This window comes from Streptomyces laurentii, from assembly GCF_040635425.1.
Classification (GTDB): Bacteria; Actinomycetota; Actinomycetes; order Streptomycetales; family Streptomycetaceae; genus Streptomyces; species Streptomyces laurentii.
Window position 1 is genome coordinate 24,785 of record NZ_JBEYHT010000018.1, and the last position, 20,393, is coordinate 45,177.

General features: G+C 73.0%; 19 protein-coding genes. 5 read left to right on the top strand and 14 right to left on the bottom strand.

The features are described 5' to 3' along the window. Positions 1–62: 62 nt before the first annotated feature. Positions 63–506 carry a MarR family winged helix-turn-helix transcriptional regulator gene (locus tag ABZ693_RS14190; RefSeq protein ID WP_359876246.1) on the bottom strand — a complete coding sequence of 148 codons (444 nt, stop codon included), beginning with the start codon at positions 504–506 and terminating at the stop codon, positions 63–65. A gap of 189 nt (positions 507–695) precedes the next feature. Here ABZ693_RS14190 and ABZ693_RS14195 point away from each other — a divergent pair, with 189 nt between their 5' ends. Beyond that, entirely contained in the window at positions 696–938 is a 243-nt protein-coding gene (locus ABZ693_RS14195; RefSeq protein ID WP_359876248.1) for a hypothetical protein, read from the top strand. A 189-nt stretch (positions 939–1,127) separates the two neighbouring features. After that, complete coding sequence (locus ABZ693_RS14200) at positions 1,128–1,670, top strand: GNAT family N-acetyltransferase (RefSeq protein ID WP_359876249.1); 543 nt, start codon at positions 1,128–1,130, stop codon at positions 1,668–1,670. On the opposite strand, the gene ABZ693_RS14205 is transcribed toward ABZ693_RS14200, so the two are convergent. The 3 genes from ABZ693_RS14205 to ABZ693_RS14215 all read right to left on the bottom strand — a co-directional run bounded on the left by ABZ693_RS14205 (position 1,667) and on the right by ABZ693_RS14215 (position 3,270). Further along, entirely contained in the window at positions 1,667–1,828 is a 162-nt protein-coding gene (locus ABZ693_RS14205; protein ID WP_359876251.1) for a hypothetical protein, read from the bottom strand. The two genes, ABZ693_RS14200 and ABZ693_RS14205, sit on opposite strands and share 4 nt — an antisense overlap. A 104-nt stretch (positions 1,829–1,932) precedes the next feature. Next, a complete protein-coding gene (locus tag ABZ693_RS14210; protein ID WP_359876253.1) occupies positions 1,933–2,766 on the bottom strand; it encodes a nucleotidyltransferase domain-containing protein in 834 nt (277 codons plus the stop codon). A gap of 207 nt (positions 2,767–2,973) precedes the next feature. Next, entirely contained in the window at positions 2,974–3,270 is a 297-nt protein-coding gene (locus ABZ693_RS14215) for a hypothetical protein (protein WP_359876255.1), read from the bottom strand. 552 nt (positions 3,271–3,822) lie between these two features. Between ABZ693_RS14215 and ABZ693_RS14220 the strand changes: the two genes are divergently transcribed. Further along, positions 3,823–4,161 (top strand): DoxX family protein, encoded by a 339-nt coding sequence (locus tag ABZ693_RS14220; RefSeq protein ID WP_359876257.1) that lies wholly within the window; start codon positions 3,823–3,825, stop codon positions 4,159–4,161. A 157-nt stretch (positions 4,162–4,318) separates the two neighbouring features. Further along, on the top strand, positions 4,319–4,447 hold the full coding sequence (locus tag ABZ693_RS14225) for a hypothetical protein (RefSeq protein ID WP_359876259.1): 129 nt from the start codon (positions 4,319–4,321) through the stop codon (positions 4,445–4,447). 16 nt (positions 4,448–4,463) lie between these two features. Here ABZ693_RS14225 and ABZ693_RS14230 read toward each other — a convergent pair whose 3' ends face one another. The 5 genes from ABZ693_RS14230 to ABZ693_RS14250 all read right to left on the bottom strand — a co-directional run bounded on the left by ABZ693_RS14230 (position 4,464) and on the right by ABZ693_RS14250 (position 8,187). Further along, positions 4,464–4,700: a hypothetical protein gene (locus tag ABZ693_RS14230; RefSeq protein WP_359876260.1), complete on the bottom strand. Its 237-nt coding sequence runs from the start codon at positions 4,698–4,700 to the stop codon at positions 4,464–4,466. A gap of 597 nt (positions 4,701–5,297) precedes the next feature. Continuing rightward, the gene (locus tag ABZ693_RS14235; RefSeq protein WP_359876262.1) at positions 5,298–6,206 is read right to left on the bottom strand and encodes an RNA polymerase sigma factor SigF; all 909 of its coding nucleotides are present in this window, start codon (positions 6,204–6,206) and stop codon (positions 5,298–5,300) included. 236 nt (positions 6,207–6,442) lie between these two features. Then, positions 6,443–7,480, bottom strand: coding sequence for an RNA polymerase sigma factor SigF (locus ABZ693_RS14240; RefSeq protein WP_435842423.1), 1,038 nt, complete (start codon positions 7,478–7,480; stop codon positions 6,443–6,445). A 202-nt stretch (positions 7,481–7,682) separates the two neighbouring features. Beyond that, the gene (locus ABZ693_RS14245) at positions 7,683–7,982 is read right to left on the bottom strand and encodes a Dabb family protein (protein WP_359876266.1); all 300 of its coding nucleotides are present in this window, start codon (positions 7,980–7,982) and stop codon (positions 7,683–7,685) included. Between the two features lie 40 nt (positions 7,983–8,022). After that, complete coding sequence (locus ABZ693_RS14250) at positions 8,023–8,187, bottom strand: hypothetical protein (RefSeq protein ID WP_359876268.1); 165 nt, start codon at positions 8,185–8,187, stop codon at positions 8,023–8,025. A 547-nt stretch (positions 8,188–8,734) separates the two neighbouring features. Between ABZ693_RS14250 and ABZ693_RS14255 the strand changes: the two genes are divergently transcribed. Then, positions 8,735–12,604 carry an nSTAND1 domain-containing NTPase gene (locus tag ABZ693_RS14255; protein ID WP_359876270.1) on the top strand — a complete coding sequence of 1,290 codons (3,870 nt, stop codon included), beginning with the start codon at positions 8,735–8,737 and terminating at the stop codon, positions 12,602–12,604. Between the two features lie 20 nt (positions 12,605–12,624). On the opposite strand, the gene ABZ693_RS14260 is transcribed toward ABZ693_RS14255, so the two are convergent. The 5 genes from ABZ693_RS14260 to ABZ693_RS14280 all read right to left on the bottom strand — a co-directional run bounded on the left by ABZ693_RS14260 (position 12,625) and on the right by ABZ693_RS14280 (position 20,302). Then, entirely contained in the window at positions 12,625–13,368 is a 744-nt protein-coding gene (locus ABZ693_RS14260; RefSeq protein WP_359876272.1) for a DUF4097 family beta strand repeat-containing protein, read from the bottom strand. 323 nt (positions 13,369–13,691) lie between these two features. Beyond that, positions 13,692–14,522 (bottom strand): SDR family NAD(P)-dependent oxidoreductase, encoded by an 831-nt coding sequence (locus tag ABZ693_RS14265; RefSeq protein WP_359876273.1) that lies wholly within the window; start codon positions 14,520–14,522, stop codon positions 13,692–13,694. Then, complete coding sequence (gene tsrM / locus ABZ693_RS14270; RefSeq protein WP_359876274.1) at positions 14,519–16,312, bottom strand: thiostrepton biosynthesis tryptophan 2-C-methyltransferase TsrM; 1,794 nt, start codon at positions 16,310–16,312, stop codon at positions 14,519–14,521. The genes ABZ693_RS14265 and tsrM overlap by 4 nt, the downstream gene beginning before the upstream one ends. Positions 16,313–16,328: 16 nt before the next feature. Next, on the bottom strand, positions 16,329–19,082 hold the full coding sequence (locus ABZ693_RS14275; protein ID WP_359876276.1) for a lantibiotic dehydratase: 2,754 nt from the start codon (positions 19,080–19,082) through the stop codon (positions 16,329–16,331). Positions 19,083–19,111: 29 nt separating this feature from the next. Further along, positions 19,112–20,302, bottom strand: a complete 1,191-nt coding sequence (locus tag ABZ693_RS14280; protein ID WP_359876278.1) for a cytochrome P450 — start codon at positions 20,300–20,302, stop codon at positions 19,112–19,114. Positions 20,303–20,393 lie beyond the last annotated feature (91 nt).

Here is a 20,393-nt window from a genome sequence, read left to right on the forward strand (position 1 = left end):
GCCATGAATGTCCTTTGCGTGAAGTCTGGCCGCGTGGTCTGGCTGGGTGAAGCCTTGGCAGGTCAGGCGTGGTGGGCCCGGCAGTCCCCGAAGTCGTCACGGAGGCGGGCGAGCAGGGTGGTGAGCAGTGCGACGTCTTCGTCGGACCACTCCGCGAGATGGCGGGCGAGGAAGACGTTCAGTCGTCGGTCGAGTTCGGCGAGCATCGCCTCACCCCCCGGGGTGAGGCGCAGGATGCGAGAACGCCGGTCCGCCGGGTCGGGCAGTCGTTCGACCCAGCCGTACTCCACCGTGTGGGCGACGTGCCGGCTGCTGACCGACATGTCGACCGACATCAGCTCGGAGACCCGGCTCATGCGCATGTCGCCGTGATGGTTGAGCAGTGCGAGGACGATCGCGGAACCGCCCGGGCATTCGGCCGGCAGGGTACGGGCGAGGCCGCGCTTGACGGCTCCGATCGCACTCACCTGCCGGCTGAGCGCCTCGTACCGGTTCAGCTGGTCCATCGGGCACCCCTCCATCTTGTTGCTTAGAGCAACGATAGAGATGGATGGTTGCTTCAGGCAAACTAAATCGGTCAAAGAGGGCTAAAGAATCGGTAAAGGCGGGGGTGTCGTGCGGGTCACGGCCGGAGGCGGGGGGAACGGCGGGGCAGGGCTTGGGGGCGTCCGTCCGACTTCGCTAGGGTCCGGGCCATGGCACACAACCCCCAAGCACCGTACGGCCAGGGCGGTCAGCCCCCCGAGGGCTCCCACGACCCCGCCGGCAGCACCCAGATGTTCCGCGCCTTCGTCGACGAGGGCGTCCCGCAGGGTCAGCAGCAGTACCAGAACGCGACCGTTCATTCCGCGTCCTCCGGCCCGCGCGTGGGCGTGATCGTCGGCGTCATCGTCGCGATCGCCGTCCTGGCGGGCGTGGCCTGGCTGGCGCTGGGCTGAACCACCGCACGAACCTGATGGCCCCCCTGTACTTCGGTACGCGGGGGCCATCGAGGTAGGTGGGGGAGGAGGGGGTACGGGAGGAGGGGGCCACGCGGAAGCCCGGGTATCGCTCCGGCAGTCGTCGGCCGGCCGCGGGCTCGAAATAACCGTTCGCCGCCCTGAGGCGGATCGGGTTGGTTGGTCGGCATGACAGAGCTGCGAACCGAACGTCTTCTGCTCCGTCGCTGGCGGGAGTCCGATCTGGAGCCGTGGGCGGCGATGAACGCCGACCTCGAAGTCCGGAGGTACCTGGGCGACCTGCTCACGCGGGAAGAGAGCGACGAGACGGTGGCCCGGATGCGGGCCGACTTCGACGCGCGGGGCTTCGGGTGGTGGGCCCTCGAGTCACGGGAGACGGGCGAGTTCCTCGGCCGCGCCGGGCTGGACGAGGTGAAGGGGGTGCCGGTGACGGGCGTGGACGTCGGATGGCGGCTGAAGCCCTCCGTATGGGGGAACGGCTACGCCACCGAAGCCGGCCTGGCCTGCCTGGCCTTCGCCTTCGAGACCCTGGGCCTGCCGGAAGTGGTCGCGATGACGAACGTCGGCAACCTCCGCTCCCAGGCCGTGATGCGCCGGCTCGGCATGACCCGCGATCCGGCCTGCGACTTCGAGGACCCGAGCGCGCCCGAGGGGCCGCTCCGCCCGTGCGTCCTGTTCCGGACCGACCGGATGCCGGCCGTGGCTTCTTAGTCGGCGCTCCGCTTTCTCTTCCAGCCCTGGCGGATCTCGTCCGCCGCGAACACCAGGGCGGCGACACACAGAGCGGCCTCGACCACGCCCCAGGCCCCGGCCCATCCGCCGCCGGAGATCCGTCCGACGGCCCCGGACGCGATGGAAGGGACGAACACGATGAGAAATATGGTCGCCCTGTAGTTCTGCACGAAACCCTCCCTTGTCCGGCGCACAGCTCATATTCGCAGGGGGGAGGGGCAGCCCCGTCGCGGCCCGGTGATCAGTGAGGGGCCTCCAGGAGTCCGCTGATCCGCTCGTGCAGTCCATGGGGGAGGGGGACGGCCCAGCGGTCCGCCGCCTCGGCGGCGAGGTCCCGGCTCCAGCGCCAACTGTCGCGGGCGGCGGCCCGTACCTCCGCGTCGCGGGCGGCGGAGGTGGTGGTGGAGACGTACCGGTCGAGGTCGGCGGCGGGCAGGTCCCGCTCCATGGCCCGGCTGGGGGTGAGCCAGTGGGCGGTGCTGTCCCGCAGGAGCCGGCAGAGCCGCAGTTGTTGAGGTGCGACGACGGTGTGCAGCAGGGCGTGGGCGCGGCCGGTCTCACCGCGGGCCAGGACGTGCGCGAGCATCAGCGTCCAGTTGGCCAGTTCGTCGGTCAGCTGCCGGGCGGTGGCCACCGCCTCGGGCGGACGGAAGCGCGCCAGCTGCCGGGCGGCCTCGGTGAGGCGCCCGGTGCGGTCCAGCAGGACGGCGTCCTCGGGGCGGGGCAGGTGCACCATCCCGGCCCAGGCCGGGACTTCGTCGATACCGGGCTTGGCGGCGACGATGTGGAACTCGCCGCGCATGAGGTCGTCGAAGACGACCGCGAGGACCCCGTACATGTTGGTGTAGGCGAGCGTGAGAGGTGCGAGGCGCGCCAGGAACGCGGGCCCGTCGAAGTCGTCGACGTGCCGGTCCTGGACGTAGAGGTACGCCTCGATGTCGGAGTGGGCGTCGGCCTCGCCCAGGGTCCAGGACCCGTAGAGAAGGACGCCTTCAAGACGGGGTTCGGATTCGGCGAGCTGCCGCAGCCGGGCGATGCGGGCATCGAGCGCGGGGCAGGCGGAAGGGTGGGACATGGGAAGCGGGAGTCTCCTGATGCGAGCGTGAGGGCACGCTGACGGCACCCGGCGGACGCCGGGTCGAGGTCTGGAACGTGCTCGCCGGTTCAGGAGAAATTGCCCATGCCCGGGATTCTACGGACGCGGTCAACGGGCGTGCCCGCATGGGCGGATGAGGAGGGAGACCGTCCCCAGGACGGCTCCCGAGCGCCCGAACAGGCAGCGTCAGGAGACGAGGAAATACACGCGAACGGAGAGGGCGGAGTCCCAGTTCACCTCTCCCCGGACGTGCACCTGACCGTCGTCCGGAGCGACGTTGTGCACCGTCATCGTGGCGTCCCCGATGAACGGAGCGCCGGTCCGGCCGTCCAGTTCGCACATCGACACCATGACGACGCTGTCACGGGTCACACCGGGGACGCTGAACGCCAAGGTGAAAAGCCCGTTGATCCCTAGGTTGTAGATGTAGGTGAACTGGTTCGGCGACTCGCTTACCGGCGTCACCCGAAGTGGCTCACTCATTGCCCATCGCCTCTCGCGCAGGGAAATCAAACCGAGGACGTGGCACGCTCGACGGCCTTGCCACCAGCGGAGAGACTGACACCGCGTGCACCCCCGAGGCAATGTCCGCCAGGGTTTTTGGTCCATACGGGTGGCCGTTTCGGAGCAATTCCCTCCCGCATTCCGGGCGAGAGGGAATTAAGTCCCTTCGCGAGCGCGCGGAGTGGAAACAGGCCGCCTCTGCGGCCACGCGAGTTCACACCCGCCCCATTCCGGCGCGGGATTCCGACTCATTTCCCTCCGGTGGTGACCAGCGGGGCATGAACCCCGGCCGGCCGACGGCGGTCGGCCGCTGAGCCGTGCCCGGATGCCCCATTCCACTGCCGCGCACCCCGAACCGGCGGACACGGCCCCACCTTCCCAGGCCGCGAACCGAGCCCCACCCCACCGGGCCGCACGTGCCACAGCCGCCGAAAAAGAAGTCCCCGTACCCGGTCACACCCCCCTCCCGCCCGGTGTCAGTGAAGCGAGCGTGCGGGAAACGCCCGCCGCGGGCCGAACGAGGAGACCGAGATGTCCACCACTGCCGCCGTCGTCACCGCTGTCGCCGCGTTCATGGCCGGGTTCTCCGGTGCTGCGATCTTCTTCCGGGCGACGTTCGTCGTCGGGCCTCTGGCCGAGTACGGGGTTCCGCGCGCCACCTGGAACCTGCTCGGCGCGGCCAAGCTGGCCGGCGCCGTCGGGCTGCTGGTCGGCTATGCCGTCCCCGCCGTCGGGGTCGCCGCCGCGATCGGCCTGGTCCTCTACTTCGCGGGCGCTGTCGTCACGGTGCTCCGCGCCCGCGCGTACGGGCACATCCCGTTCCCGCTGATCTACATGGCTCCGGCGGTGGCTGTTCTCGCCCTGGCCTGAGGTGGGACGGGAAACTATTCACAGGCTGTGGATAAAAATCCCCCACGCTTCCCCTTCGAAGAAACGGCCCTGCTTCATCGATTCCGAGGGAGATCCATTCTTCCCCGCCCGGAAGTGGGGTCGGTGCCATCGAGGTGCGGACGGTCAGGAGGAGCTGGTGGGGCCGGCCCGGCGGCTCGTCGAGCTGACCGGGGCCGCGCACGCCGTCTTCCCCGGCGGGCATGTGGGGTGCGTGGAGCGCCCGGAGGAGTTCGCCGTACGGCTGCTCGCCGCCCTGCGCCCGTAGACCAAGGGCCGCGAGGTCACCGCCACTCGGCCGTGACCTCACGGGTGTCGACCCGCATGCCGAGCGGCACCCGCCAGGCGTCCACGCAGACCGTGTACGTACGGGTCTCGGACGCCCCGGCCGCGAGGGGCGCGGGCAGGGGCTGGTCGGATGTGAGCGTGGCCCAGTCGACGCCGAGCGCGCCGATCACGTGCGTGGCGAAGGTGACGCTGCCCGAACGGGTGGCCGTGCCCCCGGTGTTGCGGAAGGTCACCGTCACCTTCTCGCACCAGCGCCGGTCGGCGGCGGACCGTACGGGAGCGGAGAGCGTGACCGCCGCGGGGGCCGGCGGGCCGGTGGGGCCCGGCGTGGTCGTCGGAGGGGTCGGAGGGGCCGGAACGGGCGTCCCGGGCTCTCCCGGCGCTTCCGGGCCCTTCGGCCCGCCCTGCGCGTCTGGTGCGTCCGATCCTCCCGACGCCCCCGGCGCAGCCCCAGCCCCAGGCGTACGAGGCGAGGTCGACGGATCCGCTGTCGCAGCCCCGCCCCCCTTCGGCTCCGCCGAGGGTGACGGCGACGGCAACCGTGAAGGCGGGGGAGAGGAACGGTCAGGCCCCAGCGGGACCATCGTGACCGAACCGGACGGTGGCACGGCGCCCTTGGGGCCTCCCGCGCCGGCGCCGACCGCCGCGTAGCCCTGGCCGTCGTCGTCCGCGCCGCACGCGGTCAGCGCTCCGCCGAGACAGAGCGCGACCACGGACACGAGTACGACTCCCGGCCGTTCCCCACACCCGCGCCACCGTCCCTGGGCTGCCATGGCGGCAGTGTGACTGACGAGGCGTCAGGAAGGAAGTGGTCGGGCGGAAGCGGGAGTTCAGTCAGCGATCAGGCCCTCGCGAAGCTGCGCCAGCGTGCGCGTCAGCAGGCGCGAGACGTGCATCTGCGAGATGCCGACCTCCTCGCCGATCTGCGACTGGGTCATGTTCGCGAAGAACCGCAGCATGATGATCTGCCGTTCGCGGGGCGGGAGTTTGGCGAGCAGCGGCTTCAGCGACTCGCGGTACTCGACGCCCTCCAGAGCCGTGTCCTCGTAGCCGAGACGGTCGGCCAAGGAGCCCTCGCCGCCGTCGTCCTCCGGGGAGGGGGAGTCGAGCGAGGAGGCGGTGTACGCGTTGCCGACGGCCAGGCCGTCGACCACGTCCTCCTCCGACACCCCGAGCACGGCGGCGAGTTCGGGCACGGTCGGGGAGCGGTCGAGCTTCTGCGCGAGCTCGTCGCTGGCCTTGGTGAGGGCGAGCCGCAGCTCCTGGAGGCGGCGCGGGACGCGCACGGACCACGAGGTGTCGCGGAAGAAGCGCTTGATCTCGCCGACGACGGTCGGCATCGCGAACGTCGGGAACTCCACGCCCCGTTCGCAGTCGAACCGGTCGATCGCCTTGATCAGGCCGATGGTGCCGACCTGGACGATGTCCTCCATCGGCTCGTTGCGGGAGCGGAAGCGGGCCGCCGCGTAGCGCACGAGGGGGAGGTTGAGCTCGATCAGGGTGTCGCGGACGTAGGTCCGCTCCGGGCTGTCATCGGCCGCGCCCTCGTCGTCCAGGGCGCGCAGCCGCAGGAAGAGGGAGCGGGAGAGCGTACGGGTGTCGATGGCCTCGGTCGTGACGGCCGTCGGCGTGGCGGCGAGGCCCGCGTCGCCATCGGCGGCGGTCGGCGCCGTCGTCTGCGCGGGCACGGGCATGGGCGTGAGCGTGAGCACCTTCGAGCTGCCCTGTTCTGCGGACATGCCACCCCCTTTGAGGTCGCGGACGGTCGTGGCGGCCACGGCCATCTGAGGAACGCAGCCTCCACCTGAATACCGGAGGTGAGGCCGTGGCAAACGCGGTTTCTGCAGAATGTCACAAGTCGGCAACGCGCTGTAGTGACTTGTCGACACAGCGGAGTCGAGTATCCGCAGGAAACAAGGGGTGTGCGGCTTTTGAGGTGCCTTAAAGGTGCTCCGGAAGGGTCTACCCGATCCGGTTACGCCTCGATCCGATTTGCGGATCTCAGGCGGGCGAAGCTCCGGGCGAGGAGCCTTGACACGTGCATCTGCGAGACCCCGAGCTCCTGACTGATCTGGGACTGCGTCAGGTTGCTGTAGTAGCGGAGCATCAGGATGCGCTGCTCGCGCTCGGGCAGCTGGACGAGCAGATGCCGTACGAGGTCGCGGTGTTCGACGCCGGCGAGCGCGGGGTCCTCGTAGCCGAGGCGGTCGAGCAGGCCGGGCAGGCCGTCGCCCTCCTGGGCGGCCTCCAGGGAGGTGGCGTGGTACGAGCGGCCGGCCTCGATGCAGGCGAGCACCTCGTCCTCGCCGATCTTGAGGCGTTCGGCGATCTCGGCGGTGGTCGGGGAGCGGCCGTGGGCGGTGGTGAGGTCCTCGGTGGCGCCGTTGACCTGGACCCACAGTTCGTGGAGGCGGCGGGGGACGTGGACCGTGCGGACGTTGTCGCGGAAGTAGCGCTTGATCTCGCCGACGACGGTCGGCATGGCGAAGGTCGGGAACTGCACGCCCCGGTCCGGGTCGAAGCGGTCGATGGCGTTGATCAGGCCGATGGTGCCGACCTGGACCACGTCCTCCATCGGCTCGTTGCGGCTGCGGAAGCGGGCGGCGGCGTAGCGGACGAGGGGGAGGTTCGCCTCGATCAGGGCGCCGCGGACGTGCTGGTGTTCCGGGGTGCCCGGCTCCAGGTTCTTGAGCCGCGCGAAGAGCACCTGGGTGAGGGCGCGGGTGTCGGCGCCGCGGGTGCCGGGGCGGTGGCCGGTGCGCGCGCCGGGGGTGCCGTCGGCGGTCTCGGGCGTGTCGGAGTCGCCGGGGTGACCGGAGTCGCCGGGGTGACCGGAGTCGCCGGACTCTTCGGTGCCTCCGGAGTCGTCGGAAGCGCTCGGGATGTCGGCGGCGGCGGCGTCGGTGTCGGGGGCACCGGCGGTGCCGGGCGTACGGGGGGCGCCGGGCGTGGTCGGGGTTCCGGGCTCGTTCTGGGGAGGGACCTGAGGCGCTGCACTGGCCGGCACGTTCACGCCACCCCTTCACGTCAACTTCGGTCGACTCATTCGTCAAAAGCGGTCATAGCATCACAAGACATGTCCACTGTGTGCAAGCACCGCATAACCACGTGTTGAGTGAGCGTCGGGCGGGTAAGAATCCGGGCCCTCCGCCGTCGACGGCGAAGGGCCCGGAAGGGTGGTGACGCGTGCGCGCCGCGGAGGACGAGGCGGGGGATCAGGCCTCGAACGGGTAGTCGGCGATCACCCAGGTGGAGAACTCGCGCCAGAGCGCGACGCCCGCCTGGTGCGCCGGGTGGTCCAGATAGCGCTGGAGCGCGTCCCGGTCGGCGACGGCGGAGTTGATGGCGAAGTCGTACGCGATCGGCCGGTCGCTGATGTTCCAGGCGCATTCCCAGAACGTCAGCTCGGGGATCCGCGAACCGAGGGCGCGGAACGCCTCGGCGCCCGCGATCACGCGGGGGTCGTCGCGCCGGACGCCGTCGTCGAGCTTGAAGAGGACCAGATGGCGGATCACTGCCGTCTCCCGTGGGCGAGTCCGGTGCGAGTCGGTCGACTCAGTTGACGAGCTCCGTCATGAACTGGCCGACGCTCTGAGCGGCGCTCGATATGCCCTCGAACCCTACCTGGACGAGGTCCGCCGCCCGGGCCGGGGACGTGATGATCGTGTACAGCACGAAAACCCCGACCGCATAGAGCGCGACCTTCTTCACCTGCGCCATTCGTCCGCTCTCCCCAGTCGCCCCTGAAACCCCTGTCACCACCGCTGCCGCCGCCGTCACCGCTCCCGGCGCCGCGTTTACGCGGTCGCCGAGTCTAACCGAGCGCCTTCCGGCCGGGTCTTTATGGACCAATGGCCCAGTGAACGGGGCCTTTCGCCGACCCCCGGAGCGGCGGGCGAACGAGCAGGATGGGTCTCGAGCCCAGCGGATCTGGCAGGAATCCGCAGGGCTTTGGAACCGGCCCTCACTGCGGGGTCCGCGCCGAGTGCGTCCCCTGATCACGGCGCTGGACTGGCAGGTCCGGTTCTCATCGGGGGGAACGGCTGTCCCCCCGATGCCGTTCCCCCCGGCCAAGCCTTTCCCCGGCCGGCCCTTCCCGGCCCGGCCACCGCACGTCACCCGCGCGCCTTCACGCTTCCTCCGCTCTCCCTTCCCGCTTGTTCCCCGCTTGTCCCTTCGCTTCCGCCTTCCCCGGCCGTCCGGGGCGCCGCTAGCCTGGCGGCACGTCATGTGCACGGCGGGCAGCGAGTCCCGAGGGGGCCGAGCGGTGAGCACTCCCGACGAGGAACGTCGGCCCGGCCGGCCGCGCGAGCGGCCAGGCGACCGGCCGGACGAGGGGCCCACCGACCCGTTGTCCGACATCCCGGGGCCGGCGTCTTCGCACGCGTTCGCCTCGGGGCGGGACATGTACGTCGCCGAGCAGGGCGACGTCCATCTCCACATCGACTACACCGAGACCGCCGACGGCCGCGAGCACCACACCGTCGGCCCGGTCACCGACGACTGCCCCTATCCCGGTCTCTCCGCCTTCACCGCCGACCAGGCCGACCGCTTCTTCGGCCGCCGCCGGCTCCTCACCGAACTCGGCGAACGGCTCGCCGACTGCCATGCCGGCCGCACCCCGCTGGTCGTCGTCGCCCCGTCCGGCGCGGGCAAGACCTCGCTGCTCCAGGCCGGGCTCTGGCAGGACCTCGACCAGGCCCGGGTGCCGGTGCCCGGATCGCGGCACTGGCCGCGGCTGCTGCTCACCCCGACGGCCCGCCCCCTCGCCGAACTGACCGCCCGTCTCGCCCGGCTCGCCGACGAGGAGCCGGACCGGATGGCGCACTGGTGGACCGCCGACCGGACGCGCTTCGCGCGGCGGCTGCGCGAGGCCGTGCCCGCACGGACGCTCGTGGTGGTCGACCAGGCCGAGGAACTCTTCACCCTCTGCGCCGACCCCGCCGAACGGCAGGGCTTCACCGAACTGCTGGCCTGGCTGGCGGACCCGGGCGCGGGCAGCGGCGACGCCCCGCTCGCCGTCGTCGTCCTCGCCCTGCGCGCCGACTTCTACGCCCGCTGCGCCGAACTTCCCTGGCTGCGGACCGCCGTACAGAACGGCCAGCTGCTCCTCCCCGCCCTGACCCGCGCCGAACTCGCCGACGCGATACGCCGGCCCGCCCGCGCCGCCGGACTGCGCCTCGAACCGGGGCTCGTCGAACTCCTCCTCGCCGACTTCTCCGCCACCGAGCCCGCGGCCGGCCCGGAAGGCCGCGGAGCGGGCTCCGGCGGCGACCGGAGCGGCGACCACCCCGAGACGGGAGCGCTGCCGCTGCTCGCCCACGCCCTGCGCGCCACCTGGCAGAACCGGCAGGGCCGCCTGCTCACCGTCGACGGCTACACGGGCACGGGTGGTGTCGCCCACGCCGTCGGGAACACCGCCGAACGGGTCTTCGACCGCCTCGACGCCGCCGAACGGCGGATCGCCCGGCGGCTGTTCCTCGGTCTGGTGACGGTCGGCGAGGACACCGCCGACAGCCGCCGCCGGGTCCGCCGCGAACAGCTTCTCGACGCCATCCCCGACCGGGCGCGCGCCGAGGCGGTGCTCGCCGCGTTCACCACCAAGCGCCTGCTCGTCCAGGACCGCGACACCGTCGCCATCACGCACGAGGCGCTGCTGACCGCCTGGCCCCGGCTGCGCGGCTGGATCGACGACGACCGGCCCCGCAACCTGATCCTCCAGGACCTGGACGCCGCCGCCCGCGCCTGGGCCGCCGCCGGACACGAGCACGACGCCCTCTACCGGGGAGCCCCGCTCGCCCGCGCCCTCGACGCGGCGCCCCCGCCCGACGACCCGGACGAGGACGACCCGCTGCGGCGCGCCTTCCTCGACACGTCCGTGCGGCGCGCCAAGCGGGCGGTACGGATCCGGCACCGGCTCACGGCCGTCCTCGTCGTGCTCGTGGTCGTCGCCGCCGCGGCCTCGTTCGCGGCCCTGCGGCAGAGTGGCTCGGCCCGCGCCGAGCAGCGCCAGGCGCTGGCCGCCCGGATCGTCTCGCAGGCCGCCGGGGTGCGCGCGACGGACCCGGCGCTCGCGGCCCAGCTGGACCTGGTGGCCCACCGCCTCGCACCGCGCCCCGAGACCACCCTGAACGTGCTCGCCGACGGCAACTCGATCCTTCCGCGCACGAGGGCGGCCCATCGGCAGAACATGGTCCACGAGACCGTCTACCGCCCCGACGGACGCGTCCTCGCCAGTACGGGTGAGGACGGCAAGCTGCGGCTGTGGGACGCCGCCGATCCGGCCCGCCTCCGGCCGCTCGGCGCACCGGTCGACGACTCCGCCTTGAGCACCAACATGGTCTTCAGCCCGAACGGCCGGCTCCTGGCCAGCGGCCGGAGCTTCAACACCCCGGCCCGGCTGTGGGACGTCACCGACCCCGCCAAGCCCGTCGTGCTTCCGCTGCCCTCGGCTGTCGCGACCAGCTACGTCGTGGCGTTCGGTCCGGACGGCCGCACCCTGGCGGGCGTCGGCCCGGACCGCCGGATGGTCCTCGTGGACCTCGGCACCCCGGCCGCCGGCCCGGACGGTCCCGCCCGGCCCGCCCCGCCCCGCCGGCTCGCCGGCGCCTACGGCTTCCCGGAGAGCCTGCGCTTCGGGGCCGACGGCCGCACGCTCACCGGGGCCTGGCGCAACGGCCCCGTACGGGTGTGGGATCTGGCCCATCCGGACCGGGCACCCGTGGAACCGGTCCCGCCGTTGCCCAGCGCGAGCGGTTACCGGATCGCCTACAGCCCCGACGGGCGGACCCTCGCGATGGGCAACGACGCCCGGGTCTGGCTGTGGGACCTCGCCGACCCGGCCCGCCCCGTCCGGCTCCGGTTCTATCTGCCGGCGGCGGGCGATGTGCTCTCCCTGGCCTTCAGCGCCGACGGCCAGACCCTGGCCGTCTCGGACCGGGGCCGGACCGTGCGGCTGTGGAACGTCACCGACCCGGCCCAGTCCCCGGCCGGTACCGCCGTCCCCGCCCCTCCCTCCAACGTCCGGGGCCTGGCCTTCAGCCCCGACGGCCGCACCCTCGTCGGCGGTACCCAGGCCGGACAGCTCCAGCTGTGGAGCCTGCCCGGGCGGGTGCTTCCCGCCGCCGCGTACGGCGCGTTGTCGCTCGCCTTCGCCCCGGACGGCCGGACTCTCGCCACCGGCGGGTCCGACGGGACGGTCCGGCTGTGGAACCTCGCCTCGCCGGCCGGCGCCCCCCGCCCGCTCGGCACGCTGAACACCGGGACGACGAAGCAAGTGACCGTCCTCGGCTTCGGCCGGGACGGCCGGACGCTCGCCACGGGCGGCGACGGCCCTCTCGTGCTGTGGGACCTCGCCGATCCGGCCCGACCCCGGGAACTCTCCCGTACGCCCGGGGCGAGCCAGGGCTCCGGTGACGACGCGAGGCTGAGCGGGGACGGCCGGACGCTGGTCTTCGAGGACGGGGCCACCGTGCGGGTCTGGGGTCTCACCCCGCCGGACCGGCCCGCCGCGACCGGAAGCCTGCCGGGCAAGGAGGACGGCATCGAGGGGCTGACGGTCAGTGCGGACGGGCGGATGATCGGCGTCGGGCGCCACGGCGGGAGCGCCGAGCTGTGGGACCGGGCGGCGTCGCACCGTACGGCCACGCTGCCCGGGCCTTCCAAACAGGACAAACTCCAGGCGCTGGCGCTCAGCGGCGACGGCCGGACGCTGGCCCGGGCCGACCAGGACGGCGAACTGACCCTCTGGGACCTCGCGGACCCGGCGCGGCCGGTCGCACGCGGCTCCTCGGACCCGCGCGGCACGACCACCGCCCTGGCGGCGACCGCGCGCGGAGACCTGGTGGCGGTGGGCAGCGGCGAAGGCGGCATCCGCTTCACGGGTGCCGACCGTGCGTCCTTCCTCAGCCGCGCCATCGCCGGCAGCGCGCAGAAGATGGTCGCTCTCGCCTTCGCCCCGGACGGGCGCACTCTGGCGAGCACCGCGGAGGACCAGCCCGTACGTATCTGGACCACCGACCCGGAGGCCGCGGCCCGCACCGTCTGCGCGGCCACCGGGAACGTCCTCACCCCGGCCCTGTGGGCGCAGTACGTCCCCGGGCAGGACTACGACCCGCCGTGCCGGGACGCCCCGTGAGCCGGACGAGACCGGGCCGGTCAGGAGTTCTTGACGCTGATGCTCCCGTTGCTGGTCTTCAGCGTGAGCCGGTGCGGGCCCGCCGGGTCGTCGGTCAGACCGATCCGCTTGTCGCCGTTGGCCGTCTGCGCGTCTATCCGGTAGCCCGTGCCCGGCACCTTCAGGGCGATGGTGCCGTTGGTCGTCGTCGCCTGGACGTCCAGGTCCGCGGCCAGGTTCAGCTCGATGCCCCCGTTGGACGTCCGGGCCTTGATCCCGCCGCCCTTGACGTCCGATCCGGTGATGCGGCCGTTGGTGGTCCTCACGTCGACCGCGCCGTTCACCCCGGTCATCTCGATCCGGCCGGACGTGGTGGTCACCTGGACCGCGCCCACCTTCGTCAGCTTGACCGTGCCGTTGGTGACCTTGCCGCTCACCGGGATGCCGGCGGGGACGTCGACGCTGTACCCGACCGAGCAGAAGTCGATGTCGTCACCGCAGTCGCCGAGGATCAGCACCCCGTTCTCGACCCGGTGGGTGGGGCCGTCGGGCTTCTTGTCCTGGTACGAGACCGTGCGGCGCAGCGACAGGGGCCCGCCGGCCTTGGTGCCGTTGACGGTGACGCGGCCCGAGCCGTTCTCCAGCCGGACCGAGGTGATCTTCTCGGGCAGCGAACTGCTGTCCTCGTACATCTCGTTCACCACCATGCCGCACCCGGAGAGCGCGCCGACGGCCAGTCCGGCCGCCGCCACGGAGACGCCGAGTAGACGGATGTTCTTGCGCATGCGAGATCCCCCTGTTGCGAACGGTCGCCCGGCCCCGGGCCGGGCCGGCGTGGCCCGACGGCGACGCCGGGCCACGACCAGACCCCCGTGGTGCCCGACGTCTGCCGTCTGACGCTCCACGACGCTAACGGCCCCGCCGGCACGCCGACATCAGGGAAACCCCCGAAGAGAACCCCTGGATTGCCCCAGGGTTCGATCAGGGTTCCGGCCCGAGGACCGGCCCGAGGACCGGCCGAGGTCCGGCCCGAGGCCGGCCCGGGTCCCGGCCGGATTCCGGTCCGGCCCCGCGGTCCGCTCCGCACTCGTCCTCGCAGGTGGTGCCGTCAGACGGCGAGCCGCCGTTCGCTCAGTAACGCGTCGAAGTCGTCGGCGCCCACGTGGAGGAAGCGGCCGGCGAGGGGGTCGAGGTCGCCGTGGGCCACGCGGAGTATCGCCGCGAGGAACAGGGCGGGGTCCGTCCAGTCGTCGCGGCCCGCGCAGACGGCCATCGACAGGGTCATGTCGGTGCGCACCATGCCCGGACTGATGTCGAACAGATGGACCCCGCGGTCCCGGAGCGGTTCCGCCGCGACCGCGTCCAGGGCGAGCAGCGTCGCCTTGGAGCCGCAGTAGGCGGAGTAGCGGGGGTCTCCCTGGACGGCGAGGCGGGAGTTGACGTTGACGACGCGGCCCGATCCGCGGCGGGTCATCTCCGGCAGCACGGCCCGGCAGGTGTTGACGGTGCCGCGGACGTTCGTCTCGAAGACCTCCCACCACCGCTCCGGATCGGCTTCCCAGAAGGGGAGTTCGCCCTGGTCCACCAGGCCGGCGTTGTTCACCAGGAGGTCGACGGGGCCGAGCGCGGCCCGTACCGCCTCGGCGGCCTCCCGGATCTCGGCGGGCGCGCGGACATCCGCCACCGCCACGGCGACACCGGCTTCCGGACCGCCTCCGGAGCCGCCTCCGGAGCCGTCCCCGGAGCCGTCCCCGGAGGCGGCTTCGCGGGCGGCGGCGCAGGCGCGCGCGGTGACGTCGAGGAGCCGCCGGTTCCGGCCGACCAGTCCGACGGCCATGCCCGCCTCGGCGAGGGCGACCGCGACCATCCGCCCGATGCCGCGGCCGGCCCCGGTGACCAGCGCGACCTGCCCGGCGAGCGGGAGCGCGGGGGCGGTCACCGGACGGCCTCCGCGAGCTCCCCGAGCGGGAGCGCGGCGCCGCTCATGATCGCCTCGCGGTCGCGCCAATGGGCCCAGAAAGCGCCCGTGTATCCCTTCCTGTTCAGGCTGGTGAGGAAGGGGTTGTCGGCGTAGTTGTTGTCGTTCTCGCTGCTGCCGGAGAGGGTCGGCAGCATCACCCGGTACTGCTCGGACTTCGGGATGCGGTCCCAGAGGAAGTCGACCGAGGCCCGCCAGATCCCGTCGGGGCTGTCCGCCGTCCCCGGAGCCTCGGGGAGGTCGGGGGAGAAGTAACAGACGAGCCGGAAGTCGCCGGACTCGTCGAACATGAACTGCCGTTCGTACTCGATGGGTCCGTCGCACTGGTGCAGCTGCTTCAGGACGATCGGCCCCGACGCGTTGTTGGACTGGAGCCCGCGGACCGTGCGTACCCCGTCGCACTGCTCGGCCAGGGACTTGGCCAGGCCCATGTAGGGGAGGAGCCGGAGGCCGAGGCTGAACCCGGTGACCGTGGCGTCGAGTTCCATCATCCGGTCGACGCAGTCGCGCATGGTCTCCAGGGTCTCCCCCGGCATGCCGAAGAGCGCCTCGACCATCGTCAGCATGCCGTTGCGGTGGCACAGCTGCACCAGCCGCTCGGTGTCGGCGAAGTCGTAGTATCGGGTGCCCTTCGCGGTCACCTTCCACCCGTCGAGCATCTCGGGACGGGTGTGGTCGGCGCCGATGTTCACGCCCGCGCAGCCGGCGGCGGCCAGCAGCTCCGCGAACTCCTCGTCGAACGGGGAAGGTTGACAGTAGACCCAGAGCCGGAGGTCGCGCAGCGGGCTGGTCGCGTCGTGGTCGCGGCGCCGCACGATCTCCCGCAGCAGGTTCTTGCTGTGCGCGATCGAGAGGTTGAACTCGCTGTCCGTGGTGTGCAGATCATGGATGCCCTGGGCGGTCAGCGCCTCCATCTCGTCCACCACCGCCGTGATGCCGCGCCGCGCGAACTGCGTTCCCTTGGCGTCCGGTTCGACGCAGAAGCTGCATTTGTAGACGCAGCCGTTCTTGGTCAGGATGCTGCCCAGGCCGCCCTCGCGGTAGTAGCGCAGGTTGTCGACCTTGTACGGCTCGCCCGACCGCCGGGTGTAGGGGAGTTCGGTCTCCGCCTGCCAGGCCCGGCTCTCGTGGTGGCCGACGGCCGCGAACGACAGCGGGACGGGGACCGGGGCGGACGAGGAAGAGGGCGCGGGCGAGGGCGAGGAAGAAGGCGCGGGGGCCGCGCGGGGATCCAGCGCGGGCGGGGCCACTCTGGTGACGTTCCCGGGGCCGCGGTTGACCAGCAGTCCAGGGATGTGGATGCGGTCGGCGGACCGTCCCTCCGCGAGCGCCCGCGCCAGATCGCAGATGATCTTCTCGCCCGGCCCCTTCACCCCGTACTCGATGCCGAAGTAGTCGACCAGGGCGAAGGGCATGGTGGAGAAGCCCACTCCGCCCGCGACGACCGGCGCGGCGGTGAGCCGCCGTACCTCGTCGATGACCGCCTTGTACCCGTCCACGAAGGGGCGTTGCTCAAGCGCGTACACCGTGTCGGTGTTGCGGCAGGTCACGCCGACGAGCAGCGGGCGCTCCGCCCGGAAGTAGTCCCGGAGGGTCTGCCGCCAGTCGTCCAGGTGGAAGGTGAGGTCCAGGACGTGCGCCTCGAAGCCGGAGGCCTCCAGCGCGGTGGTGAGCACGTCCAGCGCGTACGGCGCGATCGGGGGGTGGATCTGGTTGGGGTTGATCAGAGCGACGGTGCCTTTACGGAGCATGATCTCGTCTTCCTGCTTACGGCCGTGTGGCGGCGGCGCAGCCCTCGGTCGCTCGTGCGCGCGGAGGCTGCGAGGTCTCCAGGACGTACTCGGTGACGCGGCTGCCGGGTGCGGCGGCGGTGGTGCCGCCGGCGGGATCCGGCAGCGGTTCGGTGAAGGTCAGCGTGTCCCCGGGCGCGGGCGCCAGGGCCGGCCAGCACAGCGGCTGGGAGAAGTCGACGTAGAGGGGCTTGCGGAGGGCCGCGCCGCCGGAGGTGGAGCGGGCGGCGTCCACCGGGCGTCTGTCGGCCAGGCCGCGGACGACGTCCCAGGGGTCCGGGAGCGTCGTGCCGCGCAGGAACGAGCGGCGGGGCACGCCCGTACGCGCGCACCAGCGGTACCAGGCCAGGGCCTCCCGCGCGGTTCCGCCGGCTCCCGCCGCGCCCGGGAGGGCTTCCGCGGGCAGCGCCGCCGCGGGCACCTTCCAGGTGCGCCGGCTCAGCACGAGCCGCCCCAGGGTCAGCCGCGGATAGTGCCGTACGGCCTCCGGGTCCCGGGGCGCCGCGAGGGCGTCCACGTGATCCCACAGGGCGAGCGTCGCCCCGGATCCCGGCCCGAGGCGGCTCAGCCACCGGTACAGGCCGGGGGCCACGGTCGGCAGGGTCGCGTTGTGCGGTACGGGGAACAGCGGGCGTCCCGCGAAGCGGCCGGCACCGGCACCGGGGCCAGGGCCAGGGCCGGTGCCCGGGGCGTCGTCGCCCTCGCCGCCGAAGAGCAGCAGCCGCCCGCCCGCCACGCGCACCGCGCAGGAGGACAGGTCGACCCGGGCCCCGGGGGTCTCGGGGGCGCACTCCAGGGCGCGGCCCGGATAGCCGAGCGCGGCGGGCAGCAGCAGGGGCCGCTCGTTGACGGTGGCGCCGAGCGACGCGGCGATGTCGACCGGGACCCCGTGCTCGTGAGGGGTGGCGGCGGTCGCCGCCCAGTCGCGCAGCACGGCGAGCCGGGCCGGGTCCAGGCCGGCGGCGACGCGGGCGGCGAAGCGGCCGTAGCCGGTGCCGACCCCGTTCACCACCACGCGGTCCCCGGCGAGTTGGACCGGCCAGGCCGCGCAGGAGAGGTCCATGACCGCGTCCGGCAGATCGGCCGCCACCGCGTCGAGGAGACCGGGATCGCACGCGGCCTCCGGCGCGCCCGGGTTCCGGTCCGCCGCCGCGCGGAGCCCGTCGAAGAGCCGGTGGCGCAGGGCGAGGACCGTGGCGAGTTCCTCGGCCTGACAGTCGGCGAGCAACGCGTCGGATTCCCGGCGGCCCTCGTCGAGGAACCACGCGTAGGCGGTCAGGACGGGCACCGGATCGGTGCCGAAGCGGCGCCGGAACGCGAGGGCCGTGGCCAGCTGGAAGGGCAGCTCGAAGCCGAGCAGCGGCACGACGCGCTGGACGCGGCCGAGGTCGGCGAGGACCTCGGGGCCGAAGGGGCCCGTGCCGTCGGCGCGCGGAACGTCGTCGTCGGCACGGACGCCCATGACGCCCACGACGTCCTCGCCGACCGCCGAACGGTCGCCGCCGCCCGCCCGGACGCCGATCCCCAGCGCGGTGGCGACGGCGGCGATGCCGTCCTTCGCGTCGCGCCGGGCGCCCGCGTGTGCCGGATCGGCGGCGAGGGCGTCCTCGGCGTCACGCAACACGCCCAGCGCGTCGTGGAGTTGACGGGCCTGCCGGGCCTCGGTCGCGTCCGGGTCCAGGTCCAGGTCCAGGTCCGGTGCCGGCGCCGTCGCGTCGGCCGCCGCGTGCAGCGTCCGCCGGCCGTGGGAGGGAAGACGTGGACCGATCTCCAGGAGCCCGCGCGCGACGAGGCGCGCGAGGCCGTCGGGCAGGGTGCCGCCCGGCGCGACGGTGTCCAGGCGGACCGGTTCCCGCAGCCGGGCGAGGGTGCCGGCGAGCGCGGCGCCGCATGGCGCGGACAGCACCCGTTCGGTGCCGTCCGCCCTGCTCAGGAGCCAGGTCACGCGCGTCCCGGAGGCGTCCTGGCGGACGGCCGCGGTGGGGTTGGCGGTGAGCCACAGCCGCTCCGGCCGCAGGCTCCGGTGGCCGCCCGCGGCGATCCACTGCCGTACCCACTCGATCACCGCGCGGTCGATCCGCACATGGCTGCGCGAGGGGAGGTCCGAAGCGGCCGGTGCCGTGTTCTCGAAGAGCACGTGCGTGGTGGCGAAGCCGGCGAACGGGGTCGGCTTCGACGCGGCGCGCTGCATGAGGCGGAGCAGGGTGAGGGCCCGGCGCCGGGTCTTCTTCGCGGCGGCCGGGTCCAGTGCGCCGACGGGGCCGGCGGCCAGGAGGCCGGGTACGGAGAGCTCGACGGACCGGGCGAGGTGCGGGTCGCGCAGCAGGGCGTCGACGGTCGCGCCGGACGTACGGGCCAAGTCCGCGAGGGCCAGGTCTAGTTCGTGACGGTTCGTGTCGCGCGCGGTCAGGGCGCGCGTGTACTCCTCCGCGAGGGCGGCGGCCGGGCCCCCGAGCACGGCGCCGGAAACGGCGGGCAGCGGGCGGGAGTTGAACGCGGCCCGGCGTACCCGCAGCAGATCGCGGCGCTCCTCCTGCCGTACGGTCGGCACCGACTCCCCGACCTGGTCGGCGAGTCGGGTGCCGGTGCGCTGGACGGCGTCCTCCGCGTACGCCCAGGCCGCGGCCGCGCCCCACACCCGGTCGCTGCCCAGGTCCGCCAGGACGGAACCCGGGACGCGGCACCGGCGGCGTACCACCACCGGCCCCGGGACGACGCGGTCGCCAGCCACGGGGGCCGTCTCGTGTACGGGCCCGCTCGTCACCGCCATGCGATCTCCAGCGGCAGGCGGTCCAGGCCCCGGTGCAGGAAGTGCGGCGTCCACGCCGGGTCGTCCGCGAGCCGCAGCCCGGACCATCGCCGGCTCACGGCGTCGAGCATCACCCGGCCCTCGGTGCGCGCCAGGTGCGCGCCGAGGCACACATGGCGGCCCTCGCCGAAACTGACGCCGGTGTTGCCGTCCTTGGCGTCGCCGCTGGTGAGCAGCTCGTGGTTGGCGGCGCCGAGCATCACCCGGATGCGGTCGCCGGGCTGGATGCGCCGCGACGCCAGCTCGCACTCCTCCCGCGCCACGCGGACGGTGAACGTGAGCGGGGACTCGCCGAGCAGCAGCAGGTCGACCTCCGCCTGGGCGTCCACCGTGCCGTCGGCCAGGCCCGCGAGGAGTCCGGGGTGGGTGGCGAGGCGCAGCAGCAGGCCGCTGAGCATGTTGCGGGAGGTATCGTGCCCGGCGATGTAAAGGCTGAAGACGTTGGCGAGGACCTCGGTACGGGTCAGCGCGTCCGGGGTGTCGCGCGCCTCGTCGGCGAGCGCCAGCACGGAGTCGGGCACGAGCAGTTCCGGAGTCCGCGTCCAGCGGTCGACGAGCCTGCCCAGCGCGTCCACGTGGGTCAGCGCGCGGTCGACGTCGTCCTCGGCGGGCTTCCCGGACGCCACGCCGCCGCCCCTGCTGATCACCCGGCACAGTTCGCTGACCTCGTCGCGGTCGGCGTCGGGGATGCCGACGAGGTCGCCGATGACGCTCACGGGCAGCCGGGCGGCGAGCTCCGCGACCCCGTCCAGGGAGGAGCGCTGCTCCGCCTCGTCCAGGAGCGCCGCCATCGCGGCCTCGATCCGCACGGTGCGGGCGCGGATCGCCCGCGGGGTGAACAGCCGTCCGAGGAACCGGCGCAGGCGCGCGTGCCGCTCTCCCTCGCAGGCCAGCAGCATGCTCTGGAAGAACCCGGCGTGGCTGCCGTCGTCCGACCACTGCGATCCCGGCGGCGGGCCGGGCAGGCTGAAGCGGGGGTCGCGCAGCACCAGCCGGGCGAGCTCGTAGCCGGTCACCACCCAGGTGCGGTCGGGACGGCTCCATACGAGGGGGCCCTGGCGGCGCATCCGCTCGTAGAGGGGGGCCGGGCACTTGAGCAGTGCCTCGGTGACCGCCGCGCGGGAGGGTCCGGTCGTCGTCATCTCGTCATCACGCTCTTTCTCAACGGACTCGGCGGGCTCGGCTCGTCGGCTTCGACGGCTGGGTGACCTCGGCGTCTCGGCGTCTCGGCGC

What these genes read in the sequence shown, in the direction of transcription:
- ABZ693_RS14190 (WP_359876246.1), bottom strand. Translation starts at nt 506, where the DNA reads ATGGACCAGCTGAACCGGTACGAGGCGCTCAGCCGGCAGGTGAGTGCG.
- ABZ693_RS14195 (WP_359876248.1), top strand. Translation starts at nt 696, where the DNA reads ATGGCACACAACCCCCAAGCACCGTACGGCCAGGGCGGTCAGCCCCCC.
- ABZ693_RS14200 (WP_359876249.1), top strand. Translation starts at nt 1,128, where the DNA reads ATGACAGAGCTGCGAACCGAACGTCTTCTGCTCCGTCGCTGGCGGGAG.
- ABZ693_RS14210 (WP_359876253.1), bottom strand. Translation starts at nt 2,766, where the DNA reads ATGTCCCACCCTTCCGCCTGCCCCGCGCTCGATGCCCGCATCGCCCGG.
- ABZ693_RS14215 (WP_359876255.1), bottom strand. Translation starts at nt 3,270, where the DNA reads ATGAGTGAGCCACTTCGGGTGACGCCGGTAAGCGAGTCGCCGAACCAG.
- ABZ693_RS14220 (WP_359876257.1), top strand. Translation starts at nt 3,823, where the DNA reads ATGTCCACCACTGCCGCCGTCGTCACCGCTGTCGCCGCGTTCATGGCC.
- ABZ693_RS14235 (WP_359876262.1), bottom strand. Translation starts at nt 6,206, where the DNA reads ATGTCCGCAGAACAGGGCAGCTCGAAGGTGCTCACGCTCACGCCCATG.
- ABZ693_RS14250 (WP_359876268.1), bottom strand. Translation starts at nt 8,187, where the DNA reads ATGGCGCAGGTGAAGAAGGTCGCGCTCTATGCGGTCGGGGTTTTCGTG.
- ABZ693_RS14260 (WP_359876272.1), bottom strand. Translation starts at nt 13,368, where the DNA reads ATGCGCAAGAACATCCGTCTACTCGGCGTCTCCGTGGCGGCGGCCGGA.
- tsrM (WP_359876274.1), bottom strand. Translation starts at nt 16,312, where the DNA reads ATGCTCCGTAAAGGCACCGTCGCTCTGATCAACCCCAACCAGATCCAC.
- ABZ693_RS14280 (WP_359876278.1), bottom strand. Translation starts at nt 20,302, where the DNA reads ATGACGACGACCGGACCCTCCCGCGCGGCGGTCACCGAGGCACTGCTC.